The sequence below is a fragment of the Qipengyuania sp. MTN3-11 genome, assembly GCF_042851825.1.
In the GTDB taxonomy this organism is placed as follows: domain Bacteria; phylum Pseudomonadota; class Alphaproteobacteria; order Sphingomonadales; family Sphingomonadaceae; genus Qipengyuania.
In genome coordinates, this window is the sequence record NZ_BTGM01000001.1 from 1341105 (window position 1) to 1360765 (window position 19661).

Genomic DNA, 19661 nt, shown 5'->3' on the forward strand with positions numbered 1-19661 from the left:
GATGGATATCATTCTGCTTGGGCCGCCGGGGGCTGGGAAGGGCACACAGTCCCAGCGTCTGGTCGAACACCACGGGATGCGGCAGCTTTCGACCGGCGACATGCTGCGCGCCGCGGTGAAGGCCGAAACGCCGGTGGGCATCAAGGCCAAGGCGGTGATGGAAAAGGGCGAACTCGTTTCGGACGAGATCGTGTCCCAGTTGATCGATGCCGAGCTGACCGCGATGGGCCGCGAGACCGGCGCCATCTTCGACGGCTATCCGCGCACCGCCGCTCAGGCCGAAATGCTGGACGAGATCCTCGCCAGCCACGGACGCAAGCTCGACCATGTGATCGAACTCGAGGTCGACGAGGATGCGCTGGTGCAACGGATCACCGGCCGCTTCACATGCGCCGCCTGCGGCGAGGGCTACCACGACAGCTTCAAGACCCCCGAGGTCGAGGGCGTCTGCGACAAGTGCGGTTCGACCGAGTTCAAGCGCCGGCCGGACGACAATGAGGAAACGGTGCGTCACCGGATGGAAGTCTATCGGTCGGAGACCGCACCGATCCTGCCCGGCTACGAGGCGCGGGGGATCGTCAGCCGCGTCGACGGCATGGCCAGCATCGAAGAAGTCACTCACGCGCTCGACGCGATCCTCGATTGATTGCGCGACCGCGGGCGCGCGGTTCGCTTCCCTCTTTCCAACGTTTCGCAGCTGTCCTAAACACCCGCGCGAGGGGGGCCGGGATGCGCCGCAATTTGTCCATGATGACCGCGCTGGCCTGTCTCTCGGCCTCCGTTCCCGTGTCCGCGGAAGTCGTGTCGACGACGGTTACGGGCTTCGTCACGCGGGACACCGCGACGGTGGCTGTCTCCCCGCTGGAGACGTGGCTTGCGCTGATCAAACCGGGCGATTGGTGGAACGATCGGCACAGCTGGTCGGGCGATGCCGGAAACATGGTGCTGACCCCGCAGGCCGGCGGCTGCTTCTGCGAGACCATTCCGGGCGACGACAGCGCCAATGGCTACGCCATGGACGGCAGTGCGCTGCACGCCACGGTCGTCCAGGCCTTTCCGCTTCGCGTCCTGCGGATGCGCGGCGGCTTCGGACCCTTGCAGGGCGAGCCCGCAACCGGGGTGCTGACCATCACGATGGAAGAGATCGAGGGCGGCACGCGGATCCTGTGGGAATACAATGTCGGCGGTCCGATGCGCTACGAGATAGGCCAGATTTCCGGTGCCGTGGATGCGGTGATGAGCGAGCAGCTGCGCGGACTGCAGGCGCATCTGGGCGCGCTGGACGGCGTCGAGCCCCCGGCCGTCGCCACCGACTCAGAACCGGACGAACCGCCGGAAGAGCCGAGCCTCGAAGCGCAGATCGACGCGCTCGCCGACGACGATTGAATTCCGACAAGGCCGCCGGACGAGCGGTCGCAAGAACACCAGTGCGCTTGACGGCGCAGGTCGCGACACAGGGCAATTTCCCGGCCGCTTGGCTGGATCAGGTAAGGACAGCGACACATGGCTTCAGTTTACGATCGTCACGTCAATCTCGACCAGTTCATGGAAGGGGTGAAGAAGCGCAATCCGGGGCAGCCGGAATTCGTTCAGGCGGTGCAGGAGGTATCGCAGGACATCTTCGAATTCATCGAGGACAAGGAACAATATCACCAGGCCCAGATCCTGCGCCGGATCGCCGAGCCGGACCGGGTGGTGAGCTTCCGCGTGTGCTGGGAAGACGACAATCACAACATCCGCGTCCAGCGCGGATGGCGCGTCCAATGCAACAACGCGATCGGCCCCTACAAGGGCGGCATCCGCTTCCACCCGAGCGTGACCGAAGGCACGCTCAAGTTTCTGGCGTTCGAGCAGACCTTCAAGAATTCGCTTACCGGCCTGCCGATGGGCGGCGGCAAGGGCGGGGCGAACTTCAACCCCAAGGGCAAGTCCGATGCCGAGGTCATGCGCTTCTGCCAGAGCTTCATGACCGAACTCTATCGCCATATCGGCCCCGACACCGACGTGCCGGCCGGCGACATCGGCGTCGGCGGGCGCGAGATCGGCTACATGTTCGGTCAGTACAAGCGCATCGTGAACCGCTGGGAAGGGGTCCTGACCGGCAAGGGGCTGGAATATGGCGGCTCGGCCATGCGCCCCGAAGCTACCGGCTACGGCGCCGTTTATTTCCTGCGCAACATGCTCAAGCACAAGGGCATGGATGTCGAAGGGCACACCGCGGTGATCTCGGGCTCGGGCAATGTCGCGACGCATGCCGCGGAAAAGCTCACCCAGCTTGGCGGCAAGGTCCTCACCCTGTCGGATTCGGACGGGTACATTCACGATCCCGATGGGCTGACCCAGGAGAAGATCGACTGGATCAAGCACCTGAAGAACGTCAAGCGCGGCCGGATCAGCGAATATGCGGACGAGTTCAAGGGTGCGAGCTTCCACGAGGGCCGGCCCTGGGGAGTCGCGGCGGATCTCGCGCTGCCCTGCGCGACCCAGAACGAGCTCAACGAGGACGAGGCGAAGACGCTGGTCGACAACGGCGTGAAGGCGGTGTCCGAGGGTGCCAACATGCCCACGACGCTGGAAGGCGTGCATGTCTTCCAGAAGGCTCGGGTCATGTATGCGCCCGGCAAGGCGGCGAATGCCGGGGGCGTCGCGGTGTCGGGCCTCGAAATGAGCCAGAATTCGGAGCGTATCTCGTGGAATCACGGCCGCCTGGGCGAAATGCTCACCGACCTGATGGAGGGCATCCACGCCAAATGCGTCGAGTTCGGCGATCGCGGAGACGGGCATGTCGATTACGTGAAGGGGGCCAATATCGCGGGCTTCAAGAAGGTCGCCGATGCGATGCTGGCTTTCGGGGTCGTCTGACAAATGGGGGCGGCGCGTCCCATGAGGAAGTGCCGCCCGTTTTGACGGTTGCCGCGCGATAGGCTATGAGGGTTGAAACGCGGATCGCATCGCCCATATGGCGGGTGCGTCGTTCGCGCGCGCAAACCGGTTGACGCCTCGGGCGAATCCGATTAAGCGCGCCTTCATTCGACAGGTAAGGTCCAGTCCGGCAGGCGCCAGCCAATTCGTGCGCCATCCGGGCTTTTTGCGTTAGGGCTGCCGGTCGGATCGACAATCGCTATGAGATAGGGTTCGCCGCCCGACGCAAGCGGCCAGACCCTGTGGAGCATGGAGAAGTAAGTGGCTCGTATTGCCGGGGTCAACATCCCCACCAACAAGCGCGTGATCATCGCGCTCACCTATATTCACGGGATCGGTCGCACGACCGCCGTGCGCATCGCCGACAAGCTCGGGATCGATCACAAGACCCGCGTGCAGGATCTGACCGACGAGGAAGTCCTGCGCATCCGCGAGACGATCGACGAGGATCATCAGGTCGAGGGCGATCTGCGCCGCGAAACCGCGATGAACATCAAGCGGCTGATGGACCTCAGGTCCTATCGCGGCCTGCGTCATCGCGCCGGTCTGCCCGTTCGCGGTCAGCGCACCCACACCAACGCCCGCACCCGCAAGGGCAAGGCCAAGCCGATCGCCGGCAAGAAGAAGTAAGCGGACGGGGCTTCCCGTCACGCTTTTCCCTTCTTGAGAATATAAGGAAGACAGTCACATGGCACGCGAACCCAGCCGGATCAGGCGGCGCGACAAGAAGAACATCACCAGCGGCGTCGCGCATATCAACGCCAGCTTCAACAACACGATGATCACAATCACCGATGCGCAGGGCAATGCCATCAGCTGGTCCAGCGCCGGCATGATGGGCTTCAAGGGCAGCCGCAAGTCGACGCCCTACGCCGCGCAGGTCGCCGCCGACGATGCCGGCAAGAAGGCCGCCGAACACGGGGTGCGCACGCTGGAAGTCGAAGTGAAGGGCCCGGGTTCGGGCCGCGAGAGCGCGCTGCGCGGTCTTGCCGCGGTCGGCTTCACCATCACCTCGATCCGCGACGTGACGCCGATCCCGCACAACGGCGTGCGGCCCTCCAAACGCCGTCGCGTCTGATCCGTACCTGTTCGGCGGGGTGAGCGCCCCGCCGATCTCCTTACGGACCGGTCGCTCCGCCCAGCACCCCGGTCCCGTCCGCATCTAACCTCCAGGGGAAATCCATGTCCGTCAACACCAAGAACTGGCAGGAACTCAAGAAACCCAACACTCTCGACATCAAGGATGGCGGCGACAAGAAGCGCAAGACCACCTTCGTCGCCGAACCCCTCGAGCGCGGCTTCGGCCTGACGCTCGGCAATGCGCTGCGCCGCGTGCTGCTCTCCAGCCTCCAGGGCGCCGCGATCACCTCGATCAAGATCGAGAACGTGCTGCACGAATTCTCCAGCCTCGCCGGCGTGCGCGAGGATGTCACCGACATCGTCCTCAACGTGAAGCAGATCGCGCTGCGCATGGAAGGCGCCGGCATGAAGCGTTTGCAGCTGTCCGCGACCGGTCCCGGGGCGGTCAAGGCCGGCGACATCGCCACGTCGGGCGACATCGAAGTGATGAACAAGGATCTGGTGATCTGCCATCTCGACGAGGGCGCGACGCTCAACATGGAGCTGACCGCCGATGTCGGGAAGGGCTACATTCCGGCGGTGCAGAACCGCCCGGCCGATGCGCCGATCGGCCTGATTCCGGTCGACAGCCTCTATTCGCCGGTCCGGCAGGTGAGCTACAAGGTCGAAAACGCCCGCGTCGGGCAGGAACTCGATTACGACAAGCTCTCGCTGACCGTGGAGACCGACGGCACCGTGACGCCGGAAGATGCCGTCGCCTATGCGGCCCGCATCCTTCAGGACCAGCTGACCCTGTTCGTCCACTTCGAGGACGGCATTCCGCAGCCTTCCAGCGCGATGATCGGCCAGGCCGCCGAGCCGCAGGAAAGCGACACCAACCAGCTCAACCGCTACCTCCTGAAGAAGGTCGACGAGCTGGAACTGTCGGTGCGGTCCGCCAACTGCCTCAAGAACGACAACATCATCTACATCGGCGACCTGGTCCAAAAGACCGAGGCCGAGATGCTCCGCACGCCGAACTTCGGCCGCAAGAGCCTCAACGAGATCAAGGAAGTGCTCTCGTCGATGGGTCTGCGCCTCGGCATGGACATCCCCGGCTGGCCGCCGGAGAACATCGAGGAAATGGCCAAGAAGCTCGAACAAGAGCTGCTGGGCTGACACGGGCGATGGCGGCGGGCCCCAACCGCCGCCGGCACTGGGCTACCTGGAACGGGCCTTTTTCGAACGAAGGATAAAGACATGCGTCACAAGATTTCCGGCCGCAAGTTGCAGCGCAAGACCGGCCACCGCAATGCGCTGTTCCGCAACATGAGCGCCGCGCTGATCAAGCACGAGCAGATCCTGACCACCGCCGCCAAGGCGAAGGAACTGCGCCCCTATGTCGAGAAGCTGATCACGCTGGCCAAGCGCGGCGGCCTCTCCAACCGCCGCCTGGCGATGAGCCGTCTCGGCGACGAGACCCAGCTCAAGAAGCTGTTCGACACGCTGGCCGAGCGTTATGCCGACCGCGAAGGCGGTTACACGCGCGTCATCAAGGCCGGTTACCGCGGCAGCGACGCCGCGCAGATGGCGATCATCGAGTTCGTCGACCGCGACGAGGACGCCAAGGGCCAGGACAGCGGCCCGGTGATGGCCGAAGAAGACGAGTTCGAAGACGCGTAAGCGCTCTCGAAACGCAACAGGATGCAGGGGTCGGGAGGGAAACCTTCCGGCCCCTTTCCTTTTGGAACCGTTCTGCCACAAGACCGGGCATGATCCGCAGAACCATCGCAGCAGCCGCTCTGCTCGCCATCGTCGTTCCCTCCGCTTCCGCGCAGACGGTCTCCCAGGAGCAGCTGGACGCGCGCTACGACCGCGCCATGGCGGCGGGGTACAAGGCGCTGTTCCTGTGCGGAGCAATCGGCAATTCGCACCACATGGCGAAGCGCACTCCCGAAGATATCGCGCGCTGGGAACTGACCGGCATCTATCCCGATCTCGATCCCATCGTTCAGGATCTGCCTTACCGGATCGAAGTGCATGCCGGGACAGCGCTCTCGACCACGCTGGGGCCCACACTCCATTATGTGGCGGTCGACTGGGACGATCGCGTTCCTCCGAGGATCGCGCTTTACAAGCCACGCAGGGGTTGTTCGATATTGCCGATCGGTGCGGCCGAGCCGGTGCCGGCGGCGAAGGCGGAGCGCGTGCTGCCCGGGCCCATGCCGACGATGCGACCGCAGGCGGAAACTCCGGTCGATCCCGTTACGGCGGATGCTTTCCAAAGCGCGTATGGAGAGGGCACGCGGACCACGGCCGTGCTCGTCCAGCGATCCGGCGACATCATTTCGGAGCGTTATGCCGCAGCACCCTTTGGGCTCACCACCCCGCAAAGGACCTGGTCGGTGGCCAAGAGCATCGCCGCCACCCTCGTCGGGGCGGCGGTTCTGCGCGGAGACGCGGATGTGAACGCTTCGGCGGGGCTGGGCGCGGACGCCGCCGATCCGCGCCGCGCGATCACCGTGGATCACGCGCTGCGCATGGCCACAGGACGCTATTCCGAAGCTCCCGGCAATCGCACCGACGCGCTCTATTTCGGGGGTGCGACCGTGCAGGAAACGGCGCTGGACGGGCCATTGGTCCACCGACCCGGAACGATGTTTCGCTATGCCAACAACGACACCCTTGCGGCGACCCAGGCGATTGCCGGAACCTTCACGGATTACCCACCCGGCAAGCTCTTCTCGGCCATCGGCATGAACCAGACCACGGCGGAGACCGATTGGCAGGGCGATTACGTGCTCTCCAGCCAAGTCTGGGCCACCGCCCGCGATCTGGCGCGACTGGGCCAGCTCTACCTCGACGACGGCATGGCGGCCAACGGCACCCGCATCCTGCCGGAGGACTGGGTGGAATACGTCTCGTCGCCCAGCGGTCCGCAGCCCGAGGGAGAATTCGGCTATGGCGCAGGCTTCTGGCTGTTCAACGACAGCGAGGGCGTCCCCCCCGAAACCTTCGCCGCGATGGGCAACCGGGGCCAGTATGTCGTCATCGTGCCGAGCCGAGACGTGGTCATCGTTCGGCGCGGAGAGGACCCCACCGGCGCGCGCTTCGACATCACGGCATTCACGCGCGACGTGCTTGCGGCGCTCGACTGAGCGATTGACCCGGCCGTCGGCGATCCTACATTGCCGGAACGAATTTCCACGGAGAGGACCCACCCCATGAACCGCATCACCGCCGCCGCACTCGCCGGCGCCGCCATCGTCGCGCTCGCCGCGAGCCCCGGAGCCGCCCAGACCATGTCTGTCGACTATCCCGAAACCCGCGCAACCGACACGGCCGAGACCATGTTCGGCGAACAGGTCGCCGATCCCTATCGCTGGCTCGAGAACGACGTCCGCAGCGATGCCGAGGTGGCCCGCTGGGTCGAGGCGCAGAATGTCGTTACCGACGCCTATCTCGACCAATTGCCCGGCACCGAATGGTTCAAGGCCGAGCTCGCCAAGCTGATCGACTACGAACGCTTCGGCATTCCGACCAAGGCCGGCGACCGCTATTTCTACGGCTACAATTCGGGGTTGATGAACCAGTCGCAGTATTTCGTGCGCGACGGCTGGGATGGGGAAGGTCGGCTGCTGATCGATCCCAACCAATGGTCGGCCGACGATGCCACCGCGCTGGCCGATACCGCGCCGTCCAAAACGGGCAAATATCTCGCCTATGCGATCCAGGACGGCGGCAGCGACTGGCGCACGATCAAGGTACTCGATGTCGATACCGGCCAGGAGATGAGCGACGCAATCGAATGGGCCAAGTTCACCGGCATTTCCTGGCTGGGGGACGAGGGCTTCTTCTATTCGCGCTTCCCCGAAACCGAGGGCGGACAGGATTTCCAGTCGCTCAACTACAACCAGAAGGTCTATTTCCACCGCCTCGGCACGCCGCAGTCGCAGGACGAGCTGGTCTTCGAGACACCGCAGGCCAAAGAGCAAGGGCACGGGCTCGGCGTCAGCGACGATGGCCGCTGGGCGTTCATCTCCTCTTCGACCGGCACCGACAACCGCAACGAATTGCGCGTGATCGACCTGACCGCGCGCGGCAGCGGGGGGTGGCAGACGCGCGACATCGTCACCGGGTTCGAGAACGAGTGGAGCCCGATCGCATCGACCGGCGACACGGTCTATTTCATGACCAACAAGGGTGCCCCGCGCTACCGGATTGTCCGCGCCGATCTCACCGCCCCGACGCTGGAATGGGAGGAGGTGATCGCGCAGGGCGATCAGCCGATCTCCGGCGCTTCGATCATCGGCGACCGGCTGGTGGTCGAATTCATGGAAGATGCCAGCAGCCGCGCGGTCTATTACGATCTCGACGGCAACCGCACCGGCGAACTCGACCTGCCCGGGATCGGTTCGATCGGCGGTTTCGGCGGTGAGCCGGGCGATCCCGAAACCTTCTACAGCTTCACCAGCTTCAACCAGCCGGGCGCGATCTATCGCCTAGACGTCGACAGCGGGGAGACCCAGGTTTTCGCGCAGCCCGAGGTCGCATTCTCGCCCGAAGACTACGCGGTCGAGCAGGTGTTCTACGAATCCAAGGATGGCACGCGGGTCCCGATGTTCATCGTCCGCGGCAAGGATTCGACCGGCCCGGCACCCACGCTGCTCTACGGTTACGGCGGCTTCAACATCTCGCTGACGCCGAGCTTCGCCGCCACCCGGCTCGCCTGGCTCAAGGCCGGAGGCACCTTCGCGCTCGCCAACATCCGCGGCGGCGGGGAATACGGCAAGGAATGGCACGATGGCGGCCGGCTGGCCAACAAGCAGAACGTGTTCGACGATTTCATCGCCGCGGGCGAATATCTCAAGGCCAATGGCCACACGACGCCGGACGGGCTGGCGATCCAGGGCGGCTCCAACGGCGGGCTGCTGGTGGGGGCGGTGGTCAATCAGCGGCCGGACCTGATCGATGCCGCCAATCCGGCGGTCGGGGTGATGGACATGCTGCGCTTCGACCAGTTCACCGCCGGACGCTATTGGGTGGACGACTACGGCTACCCTTCGAAGGAAGCCGATTTCCGCACACTGCGCGCCTATTCGCCGTATCACAACATCGCGGATGGCACCGACTATCCGCCGATCCTGGTGACCACCGCGGACACCGACGACCGCGTGGTTCCCGGGCACAGCTTCAAGTACACCGCGGCGCTGCAAGCGGCGGAGCTGGGCGACGAACCGCATCTGATCCGGATCGAGACCCGCGCCGGCCACGGCAGCGGCAAGCCGACCGACAAGATCATCGACGAATACGGCGATGTGCTCGCGTTCCTGGCCTATCACACCGGTCTGGAAGTGCCGCCGCAATAACACCGGGCTGTTCAGATAAATCGACATTTAGCTTAACGCTCGCTGTCGGCGCAATTCAGCCTCGCCACACCGGGGCTCTCCTATAAGGCAATCAACCGAGGCAGTCCCGCCCCGGTCGAATTGAGGAGAGCCTCCCATGAAAACGACTATCGAGAAGCTCGCGAAGGGTGGGATCGCGACCGCTGCCGTGGGCGCAATGGCGCTCGCGTCGGCGACACCCGCCGCCGCCCAGTACCGCGACCGCGACCGTGACGGTATCGGCGTCGGCGAGATCATCGCCGGTGCCGTGATCCTCGGCGGGATCGCCGCCGTCGCCGGATCGATCGGCAATGATCGGAACCGCGACAATCGCTATTACCGCGATGGCCGCTACGGCTATTACAACGGCAACCCGCGCCAGGCGGTCGAAGCCTGCGTCAACGCCGCCAACAACGATGCCCGGCGCAGCGGCTATCGCTACGCCCAAGTCACCGAGATCCGCAACGTCAACGACACGCGCAACGGCTGGCGGGTGCGCGGCAATATCCGCGTCGACGGATCGCAGGGCTACGGCCGTTATGACCGCTACGATCGTTACGACCGGCGCGGCTACAACCGCGGCGACAACGGCAGGTTCACCTGCGAGATCGAACGCGGCCGTATCCGCGACATCGATTACGACGGCATCCGCGGACTGAGGTAAACCCTTGCTGCGGACACAGCAGGGCGGTTCAGGCTTTACTCAGCCTGGACCGCCTAGCTGTGCCGGTTGCCGGGGACCCGCCCGGACATGAGGGATCAGGATCAATGACACGCTTCAAATTCGCTTCGGGACCGGCCTTGCTGGCAGCGCTGTCCCTGACCGCCACCCCTTCAGCGGCCGCCGATATAGGCGTCTCGGTCGCACCGTCTCCGATGGCGGCGCGGGCGCTCGATCTCGGCTGGAGCCCGGCCGACGAGGTCAATGACGGCTATCGTCGCTATCGCCACCGCCATGGCGGCGTGGACGCGGGCGATGTGATCGCGGGCGTGCTGATCCTCGGCGGGATCGCGGCGGTCGCCAGCGCCGCGAGCCGATCGGACGAGCGCCGCGACGATTACCGCTATCCGGCGCGCTATCCCGACGCACGCGGCGATGCGCGCTATCCTTCCCAGGACGCACGCGGCATCAACCGCGCGGTCTCGATATGCGTCGATGCGATCGAGCGCGACGTCCGCGTCTCGCAGGTGGACAATGTCGATCGCACCGCCGCGGGCTGGCGGGTCTCCGGAACTCTCTACGATGGCGAAGGCTTCGATTGCCGCATCGGCAGCGACGGGCGGATCGAGGACATCGACTATTCCGCCCGAGCCGACGGCTGGAGCGAAGGCGTGACATACGAACCCTACGCCGGCGCCGGCAGTGTCGCGCCGAACGCCGGCAACCAGTACGACGACGATCGCTATCGCGCGGCTTGGGCAGATGTGGATGCGCGGGGCGCGGCGGTGGCGGACGGCCCGCTGCCTCCATATCCCGGCGGACCGCTTCCCGGGGACCTCGACGACAGCCAGATCGGCACCGACTATCCGGGCACCGACCGCTGAAACCTGCCGTTCAGCGCTCCGAGCGTTCGCGGTAGGCGGGGAGCGCCAGGCTCCACTGGATCGCCGCCGCGCGCAGGATGTAGCCCGCGGTTGCGGCTCCGATCCAGACCGGCACTCGGGGTAGCCCCACCGCTTCGCCTACGACGCACAGGCCCGCCGAGAGCGCCGCGGCGGTAACGTATAGCTCCGGACGCATGATGATCGACGGTCGCCCGGCCACGACATCGCGGAGAATCCCGCCGACACAGCCGGTCACGATGCCCATGACGATCGCCGGGACCGGAGGCACCCCGTAACTCAGCGCCTTCGCGGCGCCAATCACGGCATAGGCGGTGAGTCCGAGCCCGTCTGCGAAATCCAGCAGGCGTCCCTCCCACCAGCGCATCGGCGTGAACCACGCGAGGAGGGCTGTCGCCAGGCAGACCAGCGCGACCCAGGGATCGGCGATCCAGAACACGGGCGCGCCGATCAGCAGGTCACGCACCGATCCGCCGCCGACCCCGGTCATCAGCGCGAAGAAGGCCATGGTCACGAAGGTCTGCTGTTCGCGCGCGGCAATCAGCGCCCCCGTCAGTGCGAACACCGCCACCCCGGCGAGGTCCAGCCAGTCGAGCAGCGGGGTGAGGACGGTCTCGTTCAATCCGTGTCTCTCAACCGTGCAGGATTTCGGCAAAGGCCGCGGCAGCGGCGATGCAATCGCGGTCGGACCAGCGCGGGCCGATCACCTGCATGCCGCAGGGCAGGGCGCCCGTCGCGCCGATCGGCAGGACGGTGGCGGGCAGGTTGGGGAAGGTGGCAAGGCCGGCCCAGGCGAGGGTATCCGCCGCCGGCCGTGAGGTGCCGTCGATCGTCACTTCGCCCTCGAAGAAGCGGGTCTCGCGATGTTCGATGGCCAGTACCGGGGCCGGGGGCGTCAGCACGAAGTCATAGGTGTCGAACAGCGCGGCCCAGGCCGCTTCGTTGCGCGCCTGCGCGTCGAGCAGGTCGAACCAGTCGGTAGCACTCGCCCGCTTGCCGTCGGGCGCGGGCGCGCCGCGTGCCATGGCGATGTTCAGCATGCGCATGTAGTCCCCATGCTGGCGGGAGAGGTCGGGAAGTCGATCGCTGGCTCGGTCGATCCGCGCCCCCGCATGTTCGAGCGCCGTGATCGCCGCCTCGGTCGGAGCGCGGACCGCCTCGTCGACCGGGCAGGCGGGATGATCGAGCAGCGCCAGGAGCCGCAGTTCGGAAAACGGCTTGCCGGATGGCGGCGGGAGCGGACGATCGGCAGTGAGCTTCAGCAGAAGGTCGATATCGCCGGCGTTGCGCGCCAGCGGCCCGGCGATCGAGAGCGCGCCCTCGTGCGTTCCGCGACCGGCGAAGGCGGGATGCTCGTGACCGCGTTTGCCGACCAGCCCCCAGCTCGACTTGTGCCCCCAGACACCGCAGAAATGCGCCGGAACCCGAACCGAACCACCGATGTCGGTGCCGAAGTCGCACGGCACCATGCCGCTCGCCACCGCCGCGGCGCTGCCACCCGAGGAGCCGCCGGGGCTGCGCGCGTGGTCGTGCGGATTGTTGGTCCTGCCGTAGACCGGATTGTTGGACTGCCAGTCGGCGAGATCGGGAGGCAAGTTGGTCTTGCCGAGAATGATCGCGCCCGCGCGCTTCAACCGCCGCACCACCTCGGAATCGCGCGCGGCGGTCTGGCCCGCGAATTTCTCGTGTCCCCAGGATGTCGGCAGACCCTCTACGTCGAAGCTTTCCTTCACCGTCATCGGTACGCCGAACAGCGGCTGGTCCGCGCGCGGCGCGGTCATGGCCCTGGCCGTCCCGCAGGCGCGATCGAAATCGCATACCACCACCGCGTTGACATGCGCGTCGAGCTTTTCGATCCGCGTGATCGCAAGCTCGACCGCCTCCAGGGGCGAAAGCTCGCCCGCACGGATGGCGGCAGCGGTAGCCACCGCGCCCGGCTTGTCGGTCAATCGCGGATGGGACATGGGACTTCGCTCCTCGCGTGCCTGCATAACGGCGGCGGAGACGCGATCAATCCGTAACTGCCGGGTGCGAGCGCAGCCCGAGCATCAGCCCCAGGCCGATCCCGAAGCCCAGTATCGGTGCCGCTCCGTAGCCGACAAGGGCGCTCGGATAGTTCGAGACGAGGCCTGCAAAGGAAAAACCGAAGAGGCTTCCGGCCAGTGCCTTGCGCGCACCCTCCCGCCCGGGGAAGCCATGAAGAATGAGAAGCAGAGAAGCAACCAGCGCGCCGAGAAGACCCAGAGCGGCCAGGGGATCGGTGAGCGCGAGCCGGAAGATCACGTGTTCGACGAAGGGCTGCGCCGCCAGCTCGCCATTCACGGCGGCGACGAGGCTGGCGAAGAAGGCGACGATCGCGACGATGCCGAGCTTCCAGTCCCGCGTCGCATCGTACAGTCCGGCAGTCGCGAGCATGATCGCGGCACCGGTCGCCATGTCCGGCTGAAGCACGGCCGCGAAGAGCGCGATCGACAGGATCGCGGGGGCATGGTCGGGATCGTCGGCTGCCATGACAGCCAGCGCCGGAACGCACAGCATTCCGGCATGGAGGGACACCGGGCCGAGGGGCAGCCAGCGAGCGACGCCGGAAATCGAGGGACCGGTCAGAATCGGGAGGAAGAGAGCCGCGAGCGCGACGACCAGCAGGATGCGCCGGGCAACCGGCGGCAGACTGCGTGGCGCGAACAAGATCCACAGGGTCGCGAGCACCAGCGCGCCGGCATTGACGGCCGGATAGGATGGCGGCGCGTCGAACGCGAAGAGATAGCCGATACCGGCGACGACCGGGATCGCGAGCGCAACGACGGCAATCGCGCGTTGGTGCATCGCCGGTCAGACGTGGATGGGCTTGCCCTGGACCGCCATCGCCGCTTCCTTGATCGCCTCGGAATGGGTCGGGTGGGCGTGGCAGGTATAGGCGATGTCCTCGCTGGTAGCGCCGAATTCCATCGCCTGCGCCGCCTGGGCGATCATGGTCCCGGCGGGAACGGCGATGGCCCAGACGCCGAGCACGCGGTCGGTCTCGGCATCGGCGACGATCTTCACGAAGCCGTCGGGCTCGTGATTGGTCTTGGCGCGGCTGTTGGCCATCATCGGGAACTTGCCGATCTTGACCTTGGCCTTGTCGCCACCCGCCTTCTCGATCGCTTCCTCCTGCGTGAGGCCGACCCCGGCGATTTCCGGCCAGGTGTAGACCACGCTGGGGATGATCGCATGGTTCACGATGCCGGTCTGCCCGGCGATGTTCTCGGCCACCGCGATGCCCTCGTCCTCGGCCTTGTGCGCCAGCATCGGGCCGGGGATCACGTCGCCGATCGCCCACACGCCCTCCACCGAAGTGCGGAAGTCGTGATCGGTCTCGATCTGGCCGCGCTTGTTGGGTTCGAGCCCGATCGCTTCGAGGCCGAGACCGTCGGTGTTCGGGCGCCGGCCGATCGAGACCAGCACGCAGTCCGCTTCCATCGTCTCGCTATCGCCGCCGGCCGCGGGCTCCATGGTCAGCGTCGCCTTCTTGCCCTTCACGGTGACGCCGGTGACCTTGGTCGAAAGCTTGAACTCGATCCCCTGCTTCTTGAAGATCTTGCGCGCTTCCTTGCGGATATCGCCGTCCATGCCGGGCAGGATCTCGTCGAGAAATTCGACACAAGTGACTTTCGCACCCAGCCGCCGCCAGACGCTGCCCAGCTCGAGCCCGATGACCCCGCCGCCGATCACCACCATGTGTTCGGGAACCTTGGCGAGTTCCAGCGCACCCGTGGAATCCACCACAACCTGCTTCGCGTTGTCCACCTCGACGTTGGGGAGCGGGGTGACGGAAGAACCCGTGGCGATGACGATATCCTTCGCGGTCACCGTCTCTTCGCCGACCTTGACCGTATGCGCGTCCTGGAAGCTGGCGCGGCCCTTCTTCCAGTCGACCTTGTTCTTCTTGAACAGGAACTCGATGCCGCCGGTCAGCCCTTTCACCGCATCGCGGCGCTGGCCGTGCATCTTGTCGAGGTTCAGTTTGGGGCTGACCTCTATCCCCATCTCCGCCATCGCGCCGTTGGCCGCGGCGTCGAAATATTCGCTCGCATGCAGCATCGCCTTCGACGGGATGCAGCCGACGTTGAGGCAGGTGCCACCTAGCGTCTCGCGGCTTTCCGCGCAGGCGGTCTTCAGCCCCAGCTGCGCCGCCCGGATCGCGGCGACATAGCCGCCGGGCCCGGCTCCGATGACGAGGACGTCGTAATCGTACTGGGTATTGCTCATTGGCTTTCCATCTCGTTGGTGTTCGCGCCGCCCCGGAACCCGAGCGATTCATCGATGCACTGGGCGACGATGTCCTCGAGCCCGGTTGCCTCGCCCGCGATCAGGTCGGTTACGCTGAGCTGATCCTGCGCACGGCGAGTGGCGCATTCGCAAACCTGGTCGACGGCGCCGGCGGGAACGCCGAAGTTCTCGATCTGCGTGGTGCAAGCGACGCGCAGCTGGCCGGCGAGAGCGCCGCCGCCGGATGCCTCGCCGGTGTCGCTGCCGTGCCCGCAGGCCCCTACGGCGATGGCGGCGACGAAAGCGAGAGGGAGTTTGGACAGTCTGGTCATCGAATGTCTCACAGGTCGATAAGCATCCGGGTCGGATCCTCGATCGCCTCCTTGATGATCTTGAGGGCGGTCACGGCCTCGCGCCCGTCGATTAGGCGGTGGTCGTAGCTGAGCGCGAGATACATCATCGGGCGAATGACGATCTGCCCGTCGACCACGACCGCGCGGTCCTCGATGCGATGCAGGCCGAGAACGGCGCTCTGCGGCGGGTTGATGATCGGGGTCGACATCAGGCTGCCGAACACGCCGCCGTTGGAGATGGTGAAGGTGCCGCCCTTCATGTCTTCCATCGTCAGCGTGCCCTCGCGGGCCCGCGCGCCGAAATCGGCGATGTCCTTCTCGATCTGCGCGAAGCCTTTCCTGTCGGCGTCGCGGATGACCGGGACGACGAGACCGTTGGGCGCGCTGACCGCGACCGAGATGTCGACGAAGTCATGATAGACGATCTCGTCGCCCTCGATATAGGCGTTGGCCGCGGGGACGTCCTTCAGCGCCAGGCACGCGGCCTTGGCGAAGAAGCCCATGAAGCCGAGCTTGATGTCGTGCTTCTTGGCGAAGAGGTCCTTGTACTTCTCGCGCGCCTCGATGACGGCGCTCATGTCGCAATCGTTGAAGGTGGTCAGCAGCGCGGCCTCGTCCTGCGCGCCCTTGAGGCGCTTGGCGATGGTCTGGCGCATGCGGGTCATCTTGACCCGCTCGACCTTGCGCTCGCCCGATGCGGATGGCGCGGGAGAGGACGTGGGTGCGGGTGCCGGGCTCGGTTGCGCAGACGTGCCGCCGTCCTTCTTGGCCTCGGCGGCGCGCAGCACGTCTTCCTTGGTCAGCCGGCCGTCCTTGCCGGTGCCCTCGATGTTGGAGGGGTCGACCCCGTGTTCGAGCACCGCGCGGCGGACGGCGGGCGACAGGGTCTGGGTCCCGTCGCCCTCGGCGACCTGCTTGGCCTGCTCGGGCGCGGCCTTCTCGATCTGTGCGGGCTTTTCCGGAGCCTCCGCAGGCTTGGGCGCCGGTTTGGCCGCACCGCCGCCGGCACCTTCCTCGACGGTGGCGATCACCGCGCCGACCTCGACCGTGTCACCGACGCCGACCTTGTGCTCTCCAAGCGTGCCGGCGACCGGCGAGGGGACCTCGACCGCGACCTTGTCGGTCTCGAGGCTGGCGATCGGCTCGTCCACCGCGACGCTGTCGCCGGGTTGCTTGAGCCATTCGCCGACCGTCGCTTCGGTGACGGATTCGCCGAGTGTGGGGACCTGGATTTCGGTGGCCATGTTCGTGTATTTCCTCTGTCGGCCTGAAACTTACGGGCAGTCGCCGCGCGCGGCGGCACCGCCGTCGGCAAGGCCCAGCGCGATGCTGACCAGTGCCTCCTGCTGGATCTGGTGGCGGGTGGCGTAACCGGTGGCGGGAGAGGCGGCGACTTCGCGCCCGGCATAGCAGGGGCGCATGCCGTCCTTGCCCGCATCGGTCGCGGATTCCTCGATCAGGCGGTCGACGAAGAACCAGGCGCCGTTGTTCTTCGGTTCTTCCTGGCACCACACGATCTGTTCGAGATTGGGCATGCGTTGCAGGCGCGCCGAAAGCGGTTCGCCGGGGAAGGGATAGAGCTGTTCGATGCGCACGATCGACACATCCTCGAGACCTTCCTCGTCGCGCCGCTCGATCAGGTCGTAGGCCACCTTTCCGCTGCACAGCACCAGGCGCCGGACCTTGTCGTCGGGAATGTCTTTCGGATCCGATTTGATCCGCATGAAGTGCGTATCGCCGGTGAAATCCCGCGCTTCGGACTTCGCCATCGGGTGCCGGAGCAGGCTCTTGGGCGTCATGATCACCAGCGGCTTGCGGAAGGGGCGCAGCATCTGCCGGCGCAGCGCGTGGAAATAGTTTGCCGGCGTGGTTATGTTGCAGACCTGGATGTTGTCGTTGGCGCACAGCTGCAGGAAGCGCTCGAGCCGCGCCGAGCTGTGTTCCGGCCCCTGGCCTTCGTAGCCATGCGGCAGCAGCATCACCAGGCCATTGGCCCGCAGCCATTTGACCTCGCCGGCGGCAATGAACTGGTCGATGATGATCTGCGCCCCGTTGGCGAAATCGCCGAACTGCGCTTCCCACATCACCAGTGTCTTGGGATCGGCCATGGCGAAGCCGTATTCGAAGCCGAGCACGCCGTATTCGGACAGGATGGAATCGTAGACCTCGAACTTGCCGTGCGGCAGCGTGGCGAGCGGAATGTACTTGCGCTCGTCGTTCTGGTCGGTCCAGATCGCGTGGCGCTGGCTGAAGGTGCCGCGGCCGCTGTCCTGACCGGACAGGCGCACGCCGTAGCCTTCGGTGACGAGGCTCCCGAAGGCCAGCGCCTCGCCGGTCGCCCAGTCGAAGCCCTCGCCGGTCTCGAACATCTTGCGCTTGGCATCGAGCACCCGGCCCAGCGTCTTGTGGATGGCGAGATCGTCTGGAACCGTGGTCAGGGTTCGGCCGAGGCTGTCGAACAGCTTCTTGGTCAGCGCGGTGTCGACGTTGCGCCGCGCGGTCTCTGGATCGGCGGGCTTGGAAAGACCGGCCCAGCGTCCGCCGAACCAGTCGGCCTCGTTCGGCTTGTAGCTCTTCGCGGCCTCGAAATCCTCTTCCAGCCGAGCATTGAACTCGCTCGACAGCTGCTCGGCGTAGCCTTCCTCGATCACGCCCTCGTCGCGCAGGCGCTTGCGATAAATTTCGCTGACCTTGGGGTGCTGGCGAATTTCCTTGTACATCAGCGGCTGGGTGAAGCTCGGCTCGTCGCCCTCGTTGTGGCCGAAGCGGCGATAGCACCACATGTCGATCACGATGTCGCGGCCGAAGGTGTGGCGGTATTCGATCGCCAGCTTGCAGGCGAATGTCACCGCCTCGGGATCGTCACCGTTGACGTGCAGGATCGGTGCCTGGACGCCCTTGGCGACGTCGGAAGGGTAGGGCGACGATCTGGCGAATTTGGGACTGGTCGTAAAACCGATCTGGTTGTTGATCACGAAATGCAGACAACCGCCGGTGTTGTAGCCGCGCACGCCCGACAGCCCGAAACATTCCCATACGATGCCCTGGCCGGCGAAGGCGGCATCGCCGTGGATCAGCACCGGCAGGACCTGCTCGTGCTTCTTGAGATCGTCACGAATGGCCTGCTGCGCGCGGGTCTTGCCGAGCACCACCGGATCGACCGCCTCGAGATGGCTGGGGTTGGGGACGAGGCTCATATGCACCGAGATGCCGTCGAACTCGCGGTCGGTGCTGGTGCCGAGATGGTATTTGACGTCGCCCGAACCGCCGACATCGTCGGGATTGGCGCTGCCGCCCTGGAATTCGTGGAAGATGACCTTGTAGGGCTTGGCCATCACGTTCGCGAGCACGTTCAGACGGCCGCGGTGCGCCATGCCGTAGATGATCTCGCGCACGCCGAGCTGGCCGCCGTATTTGATTACCGCCTCGAGCGCGGGGATCATCGATTCCCCGCCATCGAGCCCGAAACGCTTGGTGCCGACGTATTTCTTGCCGAGGAAACTCTCGTATTCCTCGCCGCGGATCACCGCGGCCAGGATAGCCTTCTTGCCTTCGGGGGTGAACTGGATGGTTTCACCCGGGCTCTCGAAGTGATCCTGCAGGAAACGCCGTTCCTCGGTATCCGAGATGTGCATGTATTCGAGGCCGACCTTGCCGCAATAGGTCGCGCGCAGCGTCTCATAGAGCGTACCGATCTTCACCCAGTCGTAGCCGAACACGCCGCCGACAAAGACCTCCTTGTCCTCCTGACCGGCGAAGCCATGCCATTCGAGCGTCAAATCCTCGGGCTGTTCGCGGTGGGTGAGGCCGAGCGGATCGAGATCGGCGGCGAGATGCCCGCGCACCCGATAGAGCCGGATAAGCAGCATGGCGCTGATCGAATCCTCGGCCGCCGCCTCCACCGATTTCGCATCGGTGGGCTTGCCCGCCTGCTTCGCCGCCTGAGCGACGGCCAGCTTCATCTGCGTCGGGTCGAGCGCCTGCGTCAGATCGTCGCCGGAATCGACGACTTCGCTCAGCCAGTTCGGCCGCGCCCAGCTGGGGCCGGGCTGGGGGCCTTCCTGCGCGCCCAGCTCGGGGATGAAGTCGTGGCTTTCGTTACCCATTGTCACCTCACATTGAAGGA

General features: G+C 65.7%; 18 protein-coding genes. 11 read left to right on the forward strand and 7 right to left on the reverse strand.

The window, feature by feature from the left end; genetic code table 11:
- Position 1 precedes the first annotated feature (1 nt).
- From ACGHN1_RS06495 to ACGHN1_RS06545, 11 genes are all read left to right on the forward strand, one after another.
- Positions 2 to 646, forward strand: a complete 645-nt coding sequence (locus ACGHN1_RS06495; protein WP_390549442.1) for an adenylate kinase — start codon at positions 2 to 4, stop codon at positions 644 to 646.
- 83 nt (positions 647 to 729) lie between these two features.
- Entirely contained in the window at positions 730 to 1386 is a 657-nt protein-coding gene (locus tag ACGHN1_RS06500; protein WP_390549444.1) for an SRPBCC family protein, read from the forward strand.
- 117 nt (positions 1387 to 1503) lie between these two features.
- Entirely contained in the window at positions 1504 to 2862 is a 1359-nt protein-coding gene (gene gdhA, locus ACGHN1_RS06505) for an NADP-specific glutamate dehydrogenase (protein ID WP_390549445.1), read from the forward strand.
- Positions 2863 to 3183: 321 nt separating this feature from the next.
- Positions 3184 to 3552: a 30S ribosomal protein S13 gene (gene rpsM / locus ACGHN1_RS06510; protein ID WP_390549447.1), complete on the forward strand. Its 369-nt coding sequence runs from the start codon at positions 3184 to 3186 to the stop codon at positions 3550 to 3552.
- Positions 3553 to 3610: 58 nt separating this feature from the next.
- On the forward strand, positions 3611 to 4000 hold the full coding sequence (rpsK, locus tag ACGHN1_RS06515) for a 30S ribosomal protein S11 (RefSeq protein WP_265557413.1): 390 nt from the start codon (positions 3611 to 3613) through the stop codon (positions 3998 to 4000).
- A 104-nt stretch (positions 4001 to 4104) separates the two neighbouring features.
- Positions 4105 to 5160, forward strand: coding sequence for a DNA-directed RNA polymerase subunit alpha (locus ACGHN1_RS06520; RefSeq protein ID WP_390549449.1), 1056 nt, complete (start codon positions 4105 to 4107; stop codon positions 5158 to 5160).
- A gap of 81 nt (positions 5161 to 5241) precedes the next feature.
- A complete protein-coding gene (gene rplQ, locus ACGHN1_RS06525; protein ID WP_390549451.1) occupies positions 5242 to 5664 on the forward strand; it encodes a 50S ribosomal protein L17 in 423 nt (140 codons plus the stop codon).
- Positions 5665 to 5753: 89 nt separating this feature from the next.
- On the forward strand, positions 5754 to 7139 hold the full coding sequence (locus ACGHN1_RS06530) for a serine hydrolase domain-containing protein (protein ID WP_390549453.1): 1386 nt from the start codon (positions 5754 to 5756) through the stop codon (positions 7137 to 7139).
- Positions 7140 to 7205: 66 nt separating this feature from the next.
- Positions 7206 to 9350 carry a prolyl oligopeptidase family protein gene (locus tag ACGHN1_RS06535; RefSeq protein WP_390549454.1) on the forward strand — a complete coding sequence of 715 codons (2145 nt, stop codon included), beginning with the start codon at positions 7206 to 7208 and terminating at the stop codon, positions 9348 to 9350.
- Positions 9351 to 9486: 136 nt separating this feature from the next.
- Positions 9487 to 10032: a hypothetical protein gene (locus ACGHN1_RS06540; protein ID WP_390549456.1), complete on the forward strand. Its 546-nt coding sequence runs from the start codon at positions 9487 to 9489 to the stop codon at positions 10030 to 10032.
- 104 nt (positions 10033 to 10136) lie between these two features.
- Positions 10137 to 10913 carry a hypothetical protein gene (locus tag ACGHN1_RS06545; protein WP_390549458.1) on the forward strand — a complete coding sequence of 259 codons (777 nt, stop codon included), beginning with the start codon at positions 10137 to 10139 and terminating at the stop codon, positions 10911 to 10913.
- Between the two features lie 10 nt (positions 10914 to 10923).
- Here ACGHN1_RS06545 and ACGHN1_RS06550 read toward each other — a convergent pair whose 3' ends face one another.
- Genes ACGHN1_RS06550 through ACGHN1_RS06580 form a run of 7 tightly spaced genes read right to left on the reverse strand, consistent with a single transcriptional unit; the run spans position 10924 to position 19641 of the window.
- Complete coding sequence (locus ACGHN1_RS06550; RefSeq protein WP_390549461.1) at positions 10924 to 11553, reverse strand: trimeric intracellular cation channel family protein; 630 nt, start codon at positions 11551 to 11553, stop codon at positions 10924 to 10926.
- Between the two features lie 10 nt (positions 11554 to 11563).
- Complete coding sequence (locus ACGHN1_RS06555) at positions 11564 to 12895, reverse strand: amidase family protein (RefSeq protein ID WP_390549463.1); 1332 nt, start codon at positions 12893 to 12895, stop codon at positions 11564 to 11566.
- Positions 12896 to 12941: 46 nt separating this feature from the next.
- Positions 12942 to 13757: a hypothetical protein gene (locus ACGHN1_RS06560; RefSeq protein WP_390549464.1), complete on the reverse strand. Its 816-nt coding sequence runs from the start codon at positions 13755 to 13757 to the stop codon at positions 12942 to 12944.
- 6 nt (positions 13758 to 13763) lie between these two features.
- Positions 13764 to 15182, reverse strand: a complete 1419-nt coding sequence (gene lpdA, locus ACGHN1_RS06565) for a dihydrolipoyl dehydrogenase (protein WP_390549466.1) — start codon at positions 15180 to 15182, stop codon at positions 13764 to 13766.
- Positions 15179 to 15514, reverse strand: coding sequence for a hypothetical protein (locus ACGHN1_RS06570; protein WP_390549468.1), 336 nt, complete (start codon positions 15512 to 15514; stop codon positions 15179 to 15181). The genes lpdA and ACGHN1_RS06570 overlap by 4 nt, the downstream gene beginning before the upstream one ends.
- A gap of 8 nt (positions 15515 to 15522) precedes the next feature.
- On the reverse strand, positions 15523 to 16779 hold the full coding sequence (gene odhB, locus ACGHN1_RS06575) for a 2-oxoglutarate dehydrogenase complex dihydrolipoyllysine-residue succinyltransferase (protein WP_390549470.1): 1257 nt from the start codon (positions 16777 to 16779) through the stop codon (positions 15523 to 15525).
- 30 nt (positions 16780 to 16809) lie between these two features.
- Positions 16810 to 19641, reverse strand: a complete 2832-nt coding sequence (locus ACGHN1_RS06580) for a 2-oxoglutarate dehydrogenase E1 component (RefSeq protein ID WP_390549472.1) — start codon at positions 19639 to 19641, stop codon at positions 16810 to 16812.
- Positions 19642 to 19661: the final 20 nt, after the last annotated feature.

Excerpts from the sequence above, each read along its gene's own strand:
- ACGHN1_RS06495 (WP_390549442.1), top strand. The coding sequence starts at position 2 with ATGGATATCATTCTGCTTGGGCCGCCGGGGGCTGGGAAGGGCACACAG.
- ACGHN1_RS06500 (WP_390549444.1), top strand. The coding sequence starts at position 730 with ATGCGCCGCAATTTGTCCATGATGACCGCGCTGGCCTGTCTCTCGGCC.
- gdhA (WP_390549445.1), top strand. The coding sequence starts at position 1,504 with ATGGCTTCAGTTTACGATCGTCACGTCAATCTCGACCAGTTCATGGAA.
- rpsK (WP_265557413.1), top strand. The coding sequence starts at position 3,611 with ATGGCACGCGAACCCAGCCGGATCAGGCGGCGCGACAAGAAGAACATC.
- ACGHN1_RS06520 (WP_390549449.1), top strand. The coding sequence starts at position 4,105 with ATGTCCGTCAACACCAAGAACTGGCAGGAACTCAAGAAACCCAACACT.
- rplQ (WP_390549451.1), top strand. The coding sequence starts at position 5,242 with ATGCGTCACAAGATTTCCGGCCGCAAGTTGCAGCGCAAGACCGGCCAC.
- ACGHN1_RS06530 (WP_390549453.1), top strand. The coding sequence starts at position 5,754 with ATGATCCGCAGAACCATCGCAGCAGCCGCTCTGCTCGCCATCGTCGTT.
- ACGHN1_RS06535 (WP_390549454.1), top strand. The coding sequence starts at position 7,206 with ATGAACCGCATCACCGCCGCCGCACTCGCCGGCGCCGCCATCGTCGCG.
- ACGHN1_RS06540 (WP_390549456.1), top strand. The coding sequence starts at position 9,487 with ATGAAAACGACTATCGAGAAGCTCGCGAAGGGTGGGATCGCGACCGCT.
- ACGHN1_RS06545 (WP_390549458.1), top strand. The coding sequence starts at position 10,137 with ATGACACGCTTCAAATTCGCTTCGGGACCGGCCTTGCTGGCAGCGCTG.
- ACGHN1_RS06555 (WP_390549463.1), bottom strand. The coding sequence starts at position 12,895 with ATGTCCCATCCGCGATTGACCGACAAGCCGGGCGCGGTGGCTACCGCT.
- ACGHN1_RS06560 (WP_390549464.1), bottom strand. The coding sequence starts at position 13,757 with ATGCACCAACGCGCGATTGCCGTCGTTGCGCTCGCGATCCCGGTCGTC.
- lpdA (WP_390549466.1), bottom strand. The coding sequence starts at position 15,182 with ATGAGCAATACCCAGTACGATTACGACGTCCTCGTCATCGGAGCCGGG.
- ACGHN1_RS06570 (WP_390549468.1), bottom strand. The coding sequence starts at position 15,514 with ATGACCAGACTGTCCAAACTCCCTCTCGCTTTCGTCGCCGCCATCGCC.
- odhB (WP_390549470.1), bottom strand. The coding sequence starts at position 16,779 with ATGGCCACCGAAATCCAGGTCCCCACACTCGGCGAATCCGTCACCGAA.
- ACGHN1_RS06580 (WP_390549472.1), bottom strand. The coding sequence starts at position 19,641 with ATGGGTAACGAAAGCCACGACTTCATCCCCGAGCTGGGCGCGCAGGAA.